The following is a 12,667-nucleotide window of genomic DNA, read 5'->3' as shown; positions in this document are numbered from 1 at the left end:
TGGCCGAACCGCTCGTACAGATGCCGATTCAGTCATCTCATACGTCACTCGCCGTGTCACGTCAGCTGGCCCACCTGGGCGAACCATGTGTCACCCGAGCCCCACCGGTGGCTGAGACGCACCGGTAGCGCCCAGACTCGGTGACGGACCTGTGGCCCGTGTCCATGGCGGGGTACCCGCCGGCCCACGACTCGCCCTGCTCTTGGAGGCACCCCCCATGACGTTCAACCCACTGGAGCAGCGGGGTATCCCGCTCGACCGCCAGCTGCGCAGCTGGCGTGAGCTGAACGTGCAGCCGATCGACCCCGACCGCTGCGACCCGTACACCCGCTGCCGGATCATCACGATGAACGGGATCGAGGTGGAGGCCATCCTCTTCAGCCACCAGCTCGCCCGCCACACGCCCGACCCGGAGCTGAAGCGGCAGCTCGCCCGGACCCGGTACATCGAGGCACAGCAGCAGAAAGTGGTCAACTGGCTGCTGCCGGGGGTCTCCTCGGTGCTCGAGACGACGATCGCCTACGAGCAGGTCGCGGTGGACCTGACGGCGTGGGTGGCACGGATGGAGCCGGATCCGTACCTCAAGCAGGCGTACCAGTTCGGTGTGCTGGAGGACTTCGACCACCTGTACCGGTACGCGAACCTGTACGAGATGATCGAGCACCGCAAGGCGGAGTCGATCGTCGACAACCTCACCGAGGTCATGCCGGGCCGTCCCACCCGGTACCACCACCGCGACCCGGTCGACAACGTCCGTGACCCGTACGACAAGAACACGACGAACCCGCTGTCGAAGCTGCACGCGCTGACGATCATGTCGGCGGAACAGCAGACGATGAACTTCTACATGAACACCGGCCCCACCTACATGGAGCCGATCGCCCGGCAGCTCTACCAGGAGATCGGGCTGATCGAGGAGGAGCACGTCACCCACTACGAGTCCCTCGTCGACCCGGGCGAGACCTGGTGGGAGCAGCTGGTCAACCACGAGTACAACGAGTGCTACCTGTACTACTCCTTCATGGAGCAGGAGAGCGACCCCAGGGTGAAGGCGATCTGGGAGCTGCACCTGAACATGGAGCTGGAGCACCTGCACATCGCGTGCGACCTGATGCGCCGCCACGACGGCCGCGACCCGCAGGAGGTCGTGGCCCCGGAGCTGCCCAACGTGCTCACCTTCGAGCCGAACAAGCAGTACCTGCGTGAACTGCTCGACACCCAGATGGATCTGACCACCCTCGGCGCGGGCTACGTCCGCGAGGCCCACGAGCGGTTCGAGAGGATGCAGGAGGGCATCCACGGCGGCGAGGAGCCCCCGAGCGACCGGGTCATGGCCGAGCACGACGCCATGTTCGGCCGCGAGTACCGCGTGCAGTCCGAGGGCGAGCACCCCAACCCCGCCCAGCGCGAGAAGTGAGGCGGCCGCACATGTCCGAGCTGCACACCCCGCAGGCCGGTGACGACCACGTACCCGACATCGATGTCGTCGCCCTGCTGATGCGTCAGCACGGTGACATCCGCAACCTGTTCGACGAGGTGGAGCAGAGCGAGGGCGAGGAGCGCCGCGAGGCCTTCCGTCGCCTCGTACGGCTGCTCGCCGTGCACGAGACCGCCGAGGAGGAGGTCGTGCATCCCTTCGTCCGGCGGGCGGTGTCGGGTGGGGAGCAGGTCGTCGAGGACCGGCTCGCCGAGGAGAAGGCCGCCAAGGAGACCCTCGCGGCGCTGGACGACATGGACACCGACGACCCGGCGTTCATGCCGCGGCTGATGAAGCTGCGCACGGACGTGCAGGAGCACGCGCGGGCGGAGGAGCGCTACGAGTTCTCCCACATCCGCCGCAGCACCGACGTCACCAACCTCGCCACCATGGCGAAGGCGGTCAAGGCCGCGGAGGCCATGGCCCCCACCCGGCCCCACCCCGGCGTCCAGACGGGCGCGGCCAACCTGGCGATCGGCCCGGTGGCGGCCCTCATGGACCGCACCAAGGACGCCGTCCGCAAGGCGATGGGCAAGCACTGAGCCGCCTTGCACTTCCGCGGCACCGACCGCCCGCGCCTGCCGGCCACTGACCACGATCCGGTGGCCGGCGGGCGCGCTCGCGGTGCCGGGAGCGCGCCGGGGCGCCCGGGACCGCCCGGGGCCACCGCCCGCCCGGCACAGGATGCGCGGCGGGTTCGGAGGCGGAACCATGGTGGCACTTGGATACGTCCCCGGACACGATCGGGGCGGCGCCGGGGACGGAGCGGCAGCGCGCCGGCCCGAAGGGCGTGCCCGTTGCCTTCCGGGCAGCGCGCCGCGGGAACGGGAGGCCCAGGATGACGACCGTCGGTGTCGAAGAGGAGTACCTGCTCGTCGAGCCGGCCAGTGGCCGGCTGGCGGCGCGCGCGGAGAAGGTCCGCGCCGCGGCCGGCCTCGAACCGTTCATCGCCCCGCGGGAGATCCAGCCGGAGCTGCTCCAGGCCCAGGTCGAGGTGGCCACTCCGGTGTGCGAGTCGCTGGACGAGGTCGGCGGCCACCTGCTACGTCTGCGGCACGCCGTGGCCGGGGCGGCCGAGGCGCACGGCTGCCGCCTGGTGGCCAGCGGGACACCGCCGCTGCGCCAGGCGCTGCCCGTCCCCGTCACCGACCAGGCCCGCTACCGTGCCATGCAGCAGCAGGCGCCGCAGCTGGTGGCCGAGCAGATGGTCAACGGCATGCACGTGCACGTCGCCATCCCCGGCCGGCAGGTGGGTGTGCAGGTACTGAACCGGATCCGGGGGTGGCTCCCCGTCCTGACCGCCATGTCGGCGAACAGCCCGTTGTGGGAGGGGCACGACACCGGGTTCGCCAGCTGGCGCACCGTGGTCTTCGACCGCTGGCCGGTCAGCGGCGTCCCGCCGTGCTTCACCGACGAGGCCGACTACGACCTGCGGGTGCAACGGCTGCTGGAGACGGGGGTGATCGGGGACACCGGCCAGCTGTACTGGCAGGCCCGCATGTCCGAGACGTATCCCACCGTCGAGGTCCGCTGTCTGGACGTGCAGCTGCGCACCGACGAGGCCGCGATGTTCGCCGGCCTGGTGCGCGCCCTGGTCGACACCGCGAGGGAGCGGGCGGCGGCGGGCATCCCGGCGCCGGACACCCCTCCCGAGCTGGTTGATGTGGCGATGTGGCAGGCGGCACGGTACGGGCTGGGCGGTGATCTGATCCTTCCCGGGGGCGAGCGCTGCCGGGCGGGCGATGCCGTGTACCGGCTGATGGCGCACATCGGGCCGGCCCTGGACGCGGCAGGTGACACCCGCGAGGTGACCTCGCTGGTCCACCGGCTGCTCCAGCAGGGCACCGGTGCGGACCGTCAGCGGCAGGCGCTGGCCGACGGCGGTCTCGACGCCGTCATCGACATGCTGGTCGAGACGAGCGGCATGCCCTGACGGGCCCACATGTACGTGCGTGGCCACACGTGCGTGGCCCACACGTACGGGGCCCACACGTACGGGGCCCACACGTACGGGGCCCACACGTACGGGGCGCGTCCGCCGGGCGGTTCACCCGGCGCACGCGCCCCGTACCGTCAGCCGTGTCCGGCCGTGCGGTCAGCCGCGGCCCGACGCGTAGGGCGCGGACATGTCGCGCCGGGCGTGGGACGACTCCGCCGCCCGGGCGGCCGCGCTGGCGGCCAGCGCCAGCAGCAGGGCCAGCGCACCGGTGATGATGTTGTTCACGATGGTCTTGGTGGTGCTGACGTTGCCGGCCACCACCCAGGGCGAGATGATCGCCCACACGCCGAGGGCGCAGGCCGCCCAGGCCATGCTGTGGGTGCGTTCGTAGGCGCGGCCGAAGCCGCCGCTCATCAGCAGCGCGTAGGCGATGCCGGTGATCAGATTGCTGACGGCCAGCGTCGACAGGCCGTTGAACCCGGTGATCCAGGGCGACGCGGCGAGGTACAGGCCCGTGAGCAGTGCCAGAGTCTCGATGGCCTGGCCCTTGGGGGTGGTGGTCGCGCGCTCGGCCATCTCGTGGCGTTGCCGCATGTCGATGATGTCCGGGTGCGTCTCCATCGACGGCTTGGGGGAAGTTGCCATGATCCTCACCTTTACGAAGGGGGCTGTCTGGTCTGTCGGAGGTACCCAGGTCTCGGCCGGTACGGCGTCGGCCCGGCGGTCGGTCATGTGGATCCGCGCGCCTGCCTCGCCCGGCCCCGGACGGCGCGCACCAGCAGGGCGACGACGGCCGCGGCCACCGCCGCGCCGGTGAGGGTCACGGCGGTGCGGACCGTGGGGCTGATGCGGGGAACGGCGTCGCGGATGCGGTCGAAGACGCTGAGGGGGACGCCCAGCACCGCGTTGCCGGGCGGGCGGCGGGGCACGCCGGGGTGAGGGTGCGTCGGGGCGGTCGCCCGTACGGCTTCCCAGGTGGCGCCGATCCGCCGCAGCCGGCGGTCGTCGAAGGCCTCGCGCAGGCGTGGCAGGAGTTCGTCCTCCTCGTCACGGATGTCCTGGCGGATGAGAGCGAACGCCTCCTCGATCCAGGCCGTGCGCCGGGGGTCGTCGACCGACCTCTCGACCTGTGCGATCAGATCGTTGATCGCCTGGTGCTCCTCCTCGACCCGGCCGGTGAGGCTCTCCCCGTCGGGGGCGACGCGGCGCAGCACCGGCCACAGGACGGTTTCCTCGGCGAAAGCGTGGCTGAACACCAGTTGCACGATGTCCTGCCACAGCCGCTCCAGGTCACGGCTCGGACCGTGGGCGGCGGCGTAGCGCCGCATCATCGCGTCGAGGCGGGCGTGGTCGCGGCGCTGGCGCATCAGGATGCTGCCCTCGCCGCCGAGCGCCGTGGCATCCCGCTGCGCGATCGAGACGCTCATGTCCCGGCCTGCGTGGACGTGTCTCCGGCGTCCGTGGCGCCGTCCTCCTCGTCCGGGGTGGCGCCCGGTGCGGACTCGGGCTGTCGGCCCTCCTCCTCGGGGTGCACGTCCTTCTCACCGGTGACCTGCTCCAGCGGGCTGGAGGCCTCGTGCTCCTTGGGGCTGCTCATATCGTCTCCTCGCGGAACGTTGTACTGGCGGTCGGGTCCCCACATTTGCGGCAATTCACCCCTGACATTCGGTAATTCGATGGGCCCTCTTCATCGCCCGGCGCGGGGCGCCGGGTGCCGGGTGTCCGTGCCCGGGGGCCTGGGTGTTTGTGCTGCGAGGGCGTGGTTAGGCTCGGGATGAGTGTTTGGGAAGCAGACACCTGCGCCCGGCCGGGTTCGGCCGGGCCGCGTCGGTCCGTCTGCCTGCCCTTTTCCGTCTGGAGTGCCCGCATGACCCAGCTGCCCCGGTTCCCTGAGGAGGAAGCCGTCCAGGTTGCCGGTAACACGTGTGAAGAGGTCGGTGTCCCGCTTCCGTCACAGGAGGAACTGGACGCTCGTAACCGGCTGTTCGGGCACGCCGGGGTCTCCCGCGCGCAGGACGTGCTGCTCGGGCGCTATGCCCTCGCCTCCGCCGAGGAGGCGTTCGTCCTGCTGAGAAACGCCTCCCAGCGGTTCAACATCAAGCTGCACACACTGGCCGAGGCGGTGGTCCGCACGCCGGCGCCCGACCACGACGCGGTCCTGTGGTTCCCGGGCCGTGCCCGTCACAGCCCGCCCCCGCTGACCGGGATCGCCCTGGACCGGGGCGCGCGGAGCAGTCAGGGAGCGGTGCTGAAAGCGCTGCTGAACCGGGTGCTGTCCCTCACGCAGACTCCCATGGGCAACGTGCAGCTGGCCGGGAACGGACGGCTGCATCTGGCCCGGCACACCGGGCTGAACAAGTACTTCACCGACTTCTTCGCCTTCGTCGACACCCCGACGACCGCCTGCTCGCAGGCCGCGGCCGAACGGCGGCAGGTCACCGTGGCCGATGTGGCGACCGCGGCCGTGTTCGACGAGGCCTCCCGCCACGCCATCCTCCAGGCGGGCAGCCGGGCCGCCCACAGCGTTCCCCTGGTCAGCAGGGCGGGCGCGGTGCTCGGCATGGTCTCCTCCCACCACGAACGGCCGCTGCGCGCACTGACCCGAGCGCAGTTGTCGGCGCTGGAGCGCATCGGGACGGACGCCGGGCGCTGGCTGTCCTGGCACCGGAGCACCGTCGTCCTGGACGCCCTGGAACACCTGCACGCCACGGCCACAGCAGCGCGCGCCTGATGTCCCGGCGTGATCCGCGCGGCGCCGCGGCGTGAGCGGGGATGCGTCCGCCGACCGGCGGTGCCGGGACCGGCGGGCGCACAGCTGTCGGCTCTCACGGGCTGACGGCCTTCGCCTGACTGCCCAAGCGAACCCCTCACGAGCCCCGGGCCGGCTGTGACAGCCGGCCCGGGGCTCGCTCGCCTCCACACTCTCACCGAACAGGTGGGACGTACAGGGAAGTGAGCAGCCGGTCCGGCGGGGGCGCCGGTCCGCCGTGCGTCAGCCCGTCGAGCGGGGCTGCGCCGGATTCTCGGGGGTGCCGTGGGCCGGCGGGTTCATCGCGGGGCCCGTGGTGGCGGGCGAGACCGGGGAGCCGGTGTCGGGCGCGGGCGCGCGCTCCGGGGCCGGCGCGAGCGGGGAGCCCCCTGACGGCTGTGCCCCCTCGCGCAGCTCCTGGAGCCGGGCCCGCAGAGCCTCCACGACGGGAAGCCGGTTGCCGTGCGCTTCCTCGTAGGTCAGCACCTCGCGCAGGCCAGGCTCGTCGAGCGTGCGGATGCGGTGCTGGAGGCTGCCCAGCGGAAGGTGGTCGTAGTCCGGCAGCGGCAGTGTCTCGTGTCCTGGCACGTGCGTCCCGGTCTTCTCGTCGGACATGAGGACTCCTTTCTGCGCCGATGCGCCGATGCGCTGATGCGCCCGCGGGTCCCGGGCGCCCTCCGTGTCAGAGGCCGAGTCTCTCGCCCGGTACCGTCCAAACCGCCTCGCGCCGTCCTCGACGCCCCTTCGGCTGAAGCCTGTCGGGCTTTCCGCCCGACGGCGTCAGGGTGTGACCAGGACCTTCAGGGCCTCTCGCCGGTCCATGGCCCGGTAGCCGTCGGGCACCTCGTCCAGGCCGATCGTGCGGGTGAAGACGCGCCCCGGGTCGACCGTGCCGTCCAGCACGGCGGGCAGGAGTTCCTCGATGTAGGCGCGGACCGGGGCCGGGCCGCCGGTGAGGGTGATGTTGTGGCGGAACAGGCTGCCGAAGCCGACCGGCGCCTCCTCGTACTGCGGTACGCCGACCCGGCTGATCACACCGCCGGGGCGCACCACGCCGACCGCCGTCTCATAGGCGTTCATGTAGCCGACGCATTCCAGGACGGTGTGCGTGCCGTCACCGCCGGTCAGTTCCCGCACGCGCTCGACGCCCTCCTCCCCGCGCTCCGGGACGACGTCGGTGGCACCGAACTCGCCGCCCAGGTCGGTACGGTCCTTGTGCCGCCCCATGAGGATGATCCGCTCGGCGCCGAGCTGCCGGGCGGAGAGGACCGCCAGCAGACCGACCGCGCCGTCACCGATGACGGTCACCGTGGTGCGCGGGCCGACGTGCGCCGTCCTGGCGGCGTGGTACCCCGTGCCGTACACGTCGGACAGCGTCAGCAGTGACGGCAGCAGCCCGGAGTCCTCGCCGACGGGCAGCTTCACGAGACTGCCCTGCGCCTGCGGGACGCGGACCGCCTCGGCCTGGCCGCCGCAGCCGCTGCCGGGGCCGAAGAAACCGCCCTGGGGACAGGACGTGTGCAGGCCCTCCCGGCACAGCGCGCAGGTGTTGTCGGCGAAGGCGAACGGTGCCACCACCAGGTCACCGCGCCGCAGGACGGACACCTCGGCGCCGAGGTCCTCGACGACGCCGAGGAACTCGTGCCCCATGGGAGCGCCCAGGTCCGACTTCTCCATGGTGTGGTAGGGGTGCAGGTCGCTGCCGCAGATACAGGAACGTACGACGCGGACCACCGCGTCGGTGGGCTGCTCGATCGTCGGTTCGGGGACGTCCTCCACCCGGACGTCGCCGCTGCCGTACATGAAGGTGGCTCGCATGAGAGGTGTTCTCCGCTCGGCGTTGACGGTGGGTGCGGGCGGCCGGTCAGCGGTGACGGCCGCCTGTCGGCACGGTCACGGCGTCCGGCTCCACGCGGTCGCCGCCACCCCGTGCCCCGGACCAGTACCCAGACCGGCGCGACCTGTGCCGGAATGATCCCCGCGGGTGTGCGGCCCTCAGAGGGAACTCAGACCTGTGGAGTGACCCCCATGAACCTCTCACCGGCACAGCCGTCGGGCGCGGCGCGGTCCGCCCTGGAGGCCCTGTTCCGGTTGGTGACCGGCTTCCTCCTCGCCTGTCACGGCGTGGCGTCCCTGTTCGGCGTGCTGGGCGGCGCCCACGGCCGCGGCACGGTGCCCGCCGTGCAGTGGCCCGCCCGGTGGGCCGCGGCCATCGAGCCGGCCGGAGGCGTCCCCGTGTGCCTGGGCCTGTTCACCCGCGGCGCGGCCGTCGTCTGCTCCGGCTCGATGGCCTACGCCTACTTCGGCGTCCACCGGTCCCACGCCCTGTTCCCGATCGGCAACGGAGGCGAGCCGGCCGTCCTGTTCTGCTGGCCGTTCCTCCTGATCGCCTGTCCGGGACCCGGCGCCTGCGCCGTCGACGTCCTGCCGAAGAGGCGCCCGCCCGCCGCGTCCGACGCCGGTGGCGCCGCCGGGGCCGGCGGGTGCGGTCAACCGCGGCTGCCGACGAGGTCGTTGGCGCTGAAGGTCCGGCGGTAGGCGGCGGGTGACACCCCGAAGGCCGTCCTCATGTGCGCGCGCAGGGAGTTCGCGGAACCGAAGCCGGCCCGGTGCGCGACGAGATCGATCGACAGGTCGGTGGTCTCCAGCAACTGCTTGGCCAGCTCCAGGCGTTGTGCGGTGAGCCACTGCACGGGGGTCATGCCGACCTCGTCGCGGAACCGCCGGGAGAAGGAGCGCAGGCTCATCCGGGCGTGCTCGGCGAGCCGGGCGAGGGACAGCGGCTCGCCGAGGTGCTCCAGGGCCCAGGCACGGGTGGCGGTGGTGCTGGCGACGGTGGGCACGGGGACCGGGCGGTCGATGTACTGGGCCTGCCCGCCGTCCCGCCAGGGCGGTACCACGCACATGCGGGCGGCCCGGTTGGCGGCGGCGGCACCGTGGTCGCGGCGGATCATGTGCAGGCACAGGTCGACCCCGGCGGCCACGCCGGCGGACGTCAGCACGTCGCCGTCGTCGACGAAGAGGACGTCCTCGTCGACCTTGACCCTGGGGTAGGCCCGGCGGAACTCCGGGGCGAGGTTCCAGTGGGTCGTGGCCGGGCGGCCGTCGAGCAGCCCGGCCGCGGCCAGCACGTAGGACCCGGTGCAGATGGACACCAGCCGGGTGCCGGGCCGGATGCCGGCGATGGCCGCGGTGACCTCGGGGGGCAGCGGGCCGCCGCTGCCCAGCTCGGGCATCGCGTGCGTGGGCGGGACGATCACCGTGTCGGCGGCGGCCAGGGCCTCGGGGCCGGCCGCGGGCTGCACGGTGAACCCGGCGTCGCTGAGGACGGGGGCGCCGTCGGCGGTGCAGACGGTGACGGCGTAGAGCGGGCGGCCCCCGGCGTCCTGCACGCTGCCGAAGACACGGGAGGGGATGCCCAGCTCGAAGGGCGGGACCCCGGGGAGGGCGAGCACCGCGATCCGGTGCCGCCGGGGCACCGGCCCCGCCGGGTCCCGCTCGTCCTCCGCCGCCGCGCACCACATGTCACTCATGGCCAGATCCTGGCACATCATGGCCGAACGGCCAAAGCCGCGGCGGGCCCGGGTGCCGGATGGTGGACCGCGTCGCGCCGGGGAGGTCCCGGCGCCGAGCCGATCGATACGGAAAACGAGGCGGACATCATGCGCGCGGTGGTCGTGGAAAAGTGGGGCGGACCGGAGAACCTGGCCGAGCGGGAGGTCGAGCGCCCGGAACCCGGACTGAACGAGGTGCTGGTGCGCGTCCACGCGGCCGGGGTGAACCCGGTGGACTGGAAGACCCGGGCCGGCGGGGCCCTCATCGAGTGGGGCGCCGTGCCGGCGGTCGGCTGGGACGTGTCCGGCACCGTCGAGGCCGTCGGCCCGGGTGTGGGCGTCTTCCGTCCCGGCGACGAGGTCTTCGGCATGCCGCTGTTCCCGCGCCAGGCAGGCGCCTACGCCGAGTACGTGGTGGCGCCGGCCCGGCATCTCGCCCCCAAGCCGGCGAGCCTGACGCACGTGGAGGCGGCGGCGCTGCCGCTCGCCGCGCTGACCGCCTGGCAGGCGCTGGTGGACACGGCGGACGTGCGTCCCGGCGAGCGGGTGCTGGTGCACGCGGCGGCCGGCGGGGTCGGCCATCTCGCGGTGCAGATCGCCAAGGCACGCGGCGCGTACGTCATCGGCACCGCCAGCGCCGGCAAGCACGACCTGGTGCGCGAGCTGGGCGCGGACGAGGTGGTCGACTACCGCGCCGTACGGTTCGAGGACGTCGTGTCCGGCATCGATGTCGTACTGGACGGCCTCGGCGGGGAGATCGCCGAGCGGTCCGTGGGGGTGCTGCGGGCCGGCGGCCGGCTGATCACCCTGCCCGGCCCGGACGACGTCCCCGCCGCCCGGGACGGGGTGCGGGCGGTGTGGATGCTGGTCGAACCGGACCACCTGGGTCTGCGCGAGATCGCCGCCCTGGTGGAACGCGGCGCGCTGAGGCCGGTGGTCGACACCGTCGTACCGCTGGCACAGGCCGCGAAGGCGCACGAGATCGGCGAACGGGGCCGCACCACCGGCAAGATCGTCCTGACGGTCGTCTGACCGGGGAGCGGGGCGGCGCCCCGAGCCGGTGGGGACACATCCGCCGGCGGGGGTATCAGTGCGGCGAGGCCGAGCCGGCAGCGCAGTTCGCTGCGGGAGGCGAGAGGCGGTGGACCGGCCGGGCCGCGTACAGCACGAAATGGACATGATCGACCGGCTGCTGGAGAGACCGACTCGCTGACGGAGTTCCTCCAGCACCTGATCGACGAGGCCGTCGGTGTCTCCCCCTTTTATCTGGTGTTCCTGGGCTGTCCGAGCAGGTCAGTGGGCATCTGGAAAAAACGGTGGTGGTCTGATCGGCTTCCCTGCCACGATCCGGGTGTGACCACGTTGTTCCTGATGGTCGGCCTGCCAGGGGCCGGAAAGACCACGCGGGCCCGGCAGCTCGCCGCGGAGCACGGCGCGCTGCGCCTGACGCCCGACGACTGGATGATTCCCCTGTTCGGCGCGGCGGAGGCGGACGGGAAGCGCGACGTGCTGGAGGGGCGGATGCTCTGGCTCGCCTTGGAGGCGGTCAGACTCGGCACTGACGTCGTCGTGGACTACGGCTGCTGGTCACGGGACGAACGGTTCGCGATCCGCTGGCTGGCGGAGGCCGAGGGGGCGTGCTTCCGCATGGTCTACCTGCCGGTGGACGAGGAGACCCAACGCTCCCGTATCGCCCACCGCTGGGCGACCGCCCCCGAGGAGACGCTGCCGATGTCGGAGGCCGACATCCTGCACGGGCGGGCTCATTTCGAGGAGCCCGACGCGGCGGAGCTGGCTGGCCGCGGGGCCGCCGGCCCGCCGCCCGGCTACGCGGGCTGGCGGGAGTGGGCGGCCGCCCGGTGGCCGTCGTTCGCGTGACGGCTGCGGCCCACGACAACGCAGCCGTACCGGGCATGCCCGCACCGGCTCGGGCTGGTTCCCAGTGGACAAGAATTGACGCTCATCACGTGGGCTTCGTTCAGCGCGGGGCCACCCGTGGGCGCCTCGCTCATCCATCGTGAGGAGACCTGGCTTGACTGTCTCATGGGATCTGCTGATATCCACCGCAGGTGGTGTCACCGCAACGGTCGTGGGCGTCATCGCCGGCGGTGTCGTCGGGCGCCGCGGCCAGCACCAGCAATGGCTGCAGGGGACGCAGACCGCCGCCTACGAGAAGTTCCTGCAGGCGTTCGGGGCCGTGGAGGCGGAGCTGCGCGAGGCATTCCTCGACGAGCGCAGGCCTGCCGTCGACTGGGTGCCGTTCGTGGCCGCCCAGCACTCGGTCAGCCTCGTTGCCGACCCGGCGACCAGCGCAGCAGCCGAGAGGGTCTGCGAGATCCTGGAGGACTTCACCATCCTCTTCCATGGTCGTCAGCCGACCGACCTCGAAGAACTGCGGCCGATTCATACCGCGCTGGGCGAAGCTCACCTGAGCTTCGTCAATGCGGCCCGCTGTTCCCTCGCCCCGTCCCAACGGCGCCTGGACCGATCACTGGGCGGCCCCTCGCCCTGGCGGGGCGTCGAGTCCTTCTACACCCGACCTGACAGAAGCCTCGACTGAGCCTTGGCAGAGTCCGACTGGGAGGACGTTCTGAGCCGCTCGCCCGATCGTCGGCGGGCTGGCGGGGGCGATCAGGTCGAGCCGCGCGGAGCGGTAGCCGTCGCGCGCGGCCGGCTCGCCCGTCGCGTCGTCGGCGAGGATGACGTTCGTGGCGGGAGCGAGGGGTGCTTATGCCGTCGTGGGTGAGATCCCACGTCACTCCAGGTCCTTGCGCATCGGCGTGCACATCGTCTCGTACCGCTGGAGCGAGCCGTCCTCGGCCGGCACCGCAGTGCCGTCCGGCAGCTCCCGCCACGGCAACGGCTCACCCACTTCCCGGGCCCAGAGCGCCGAGTACGACCGCCGCTGACGTACGTGCCTGACGAACCCCCGTACATCTGTAAGGCAC

General features: G+C 72.2%; 14 protein-coding genes. 8 read left to right on the top strand and 6 right to left on the bottom strand.

All coding sequences use genetic code 11. From position 1 onward, the window contains the following. The first annotated feature begins 217 nt into the window (after positions 1-217). The 3 genes from ABZ117_RS11205 (at position 218) to ABZ117_RS11195 (ending at position 3,410) form a co-directional block, all read left to right on the top strand. Entirely contained in the window at positions 218-1,417 is a 1,200-nt protein-coding gene (locus ABZ117_RS11205; RefSeq protein ID WP_356819515.1) for a hypothetical protein, read from the top strand. 11 nt (positions 1,418-1,428) lie between these two features. Then, positions 1,429-2,019, top strand: coding sequence for a hemerythrin domain-containing protein (locus ABZ117_RS11200; protein ID WP_356819513.1), 591 nt, complete (start codon positions 1,429-1,431; stop codon positions 2,017-2,019). Positions 2,020-2,315: 296 nt separating this feature from the next. Next, entirely contained in the window at positions 2,316-3,410 is a 1,095-nt protein-coding gene (locus ABZ117_RS11195; RefSeq protein ID WP_356819511.1) for a glutamate--cysteine ligase, read from the top strand. Between the two features lie 162 nt (positions 3,411-3,572). On the opposite strand, the gene ABZ117_RS11190 is transcribed toward ABZ117_RS11195, so the two are convergent. From ABZ117_RS11190 to ABZ117_RS11180, 3 genes are all read right to left on the bottom strand, one after another. After that, positions 3,573-4,037 (bottom strand): SPW repeat protein, encoded by a 465-nt coding sequence (locus ABZ117_RS11190; RefSeq protein WP_356819851.1) that lies wholly within the window; start codon positions 4,035-4,037, stop codon positions 3,573-3,575. A 107-nt stretch (positions 4,038-4,144) separates the two neighbouring features. Continuing rightward, complete coding sequence (locus ABZ117_RS11185; protein ID WP_356819509.1) at positions 4,145-4,843, bottom strand: hemerythrin domain-containing protein; 699 nt, start codon at positions 4,841-4,843, stop codon at positions 4,145-4,147. Beyond that, positions 4,840-5,013: a hypothetical protein gene (locus ABZ117_RS11180; RefSeq protein WP_356819507.1), complete on the bottom strand. Its 174-nt coding sequence runs from the start codon at positions 5,011-5,013 to the stop codon at positions 4,840-4,842. The genes ABZ117_RS11185 and ABZ117_RS11180 overlap by 4 nt, the downstream gene beginning before the upstream one ends. A 270-nt stretch (positions 5,014-5,283) precedes the next feature. Here ABZ117_RS11180 and ABZ117_RS11175 point away from each other — a divergent pair, with 270 nt between their 5' ends. After that, a complete protein-coding gene (locus tag ABZ117_RS11175; RefSeq protein WP_356819505.1) occupies positions 5,284-6,147 on the top strand; it encodes an ANTAR domain-containing protein in 864 nt (287 codons plus the stop codon). Between the two features lie 261 nt (positions 6,148-6,408). Here ABZ117_RS11175 and ABZ117_RS11170 read toward each other — a convergent pair whose 3' ends face one another. Beyond that, complete coding sequence (locus ABZ117_RS11170) at positions 6,409-6,780, bottom strand: hypothetical protein (protein ID WP_356819503.1); 372 nt, start codon at positions 6,778-6,780, stop codon at positions 6,409-6,411. 165 nt (positions 6,781-6,945) lie between these two features. After that, complete coding sequence (locus ABZ117_RS11165; protein ID WP_356819501.1) at positions 6,946-7,983, bottom strand: zinc-dependent alcohol dehydrogenase family protein; 1,038 nt, start codon at positions 7,981-7,983, stop codon at positions 6,946-6,948. Between the two features lie 210 nt (positions 7,984-8,193). On the opposite strand from ABZ117_RS11165, the gene ABZ117_RS11160 reads away from it, so the two are divergent. Further along, entirely contained in the window at positions 8,194-8,703 is a 510-nt protein-coding gene (locus ABZ117_RS11160; RefSeq protein WP_356819499.1) for a DoxX family protein, read from the top strand. Here the strand turns inward: ABZ117_RS11160 and ABZ117_RS11155 are convergent. Continuing rightward, complete coding sequence (locus ABZ117_RS11155; RefSeq protein ID WP_356819849.1) at positions 8,655-9,689, bottom strand: helix-turn-helix domain-containing protein; 1,035 nt, start codon at positions 9,687-9,689, stop codon at positions 8,655-8,657. The two genes, ABZ117_RS11160 and ABZ117_RS11155, sit on opposite strands and share 49 nt — an antisense overlap. Positions 9,690-9,827: 138 nt before the next feature. Here ABZ117_RS11155 and ABZ117_RS11150 point away from each other — a divergent pair, with 138 nt between their 5' ends. From ABZ117_RS11150 to ABZ117_RS11140, 3 genes are all read left to right on the top strand, one after another. Continuing rightward, positions 9,828-10,751 (top strand): NADP-dependent oxidoreductase, encoded by a 924-nt coding sequence (locus ABZ117_RS11150; RefSeq protein WP_356819497.1) that lies wholly within the window; start codon positions 9,828-9,830, stop codon positions 10,749-10,751. A 321-nt stretch (positions 10,752-11,072) separates the two neighbouring features. After that, positions 11,073-11,597: an ATP-binding protein gene (locus tag ABZ117_RS11145; protein ID WP_356819495.1), complete on the top strand. Its 525-nt coding sequence runs from the start codon at positions 11,073-11,075 to the stop codon at positions 11,595-11,597. A gap of 154 nt (positions 11,598-11,751) precedes the next feature. Then, the gene (locus ABZ117_RS11140; protein ID WP_333738840.1) at positions 11,752-12,279 is read left to right on the top strand and encodes a hypothetical protein; all 528 of its coding nucleotides are present in this window, start codon (positions 11,752-11,754) and stop codon (positions 12,277-12,279) included. Positions 12,280-12,667: the final 388 nt, after the last annotated feature.

It is taken from the genome of Streptomyces sp. NPDC006309 (assembly GCF_040613095.1).
Taxonomy (GTDB): domain Bacteria; phylum Actinomycetota; class Actinomycetes; order Streptomycetales; family Streptomycetaceae; genus Streptomyces.
The sequence above is the reverse complement of the archived record's forward strand: the minus strand, read 5'-3'. Positions and strand labels throughout refer to the sequence as shown.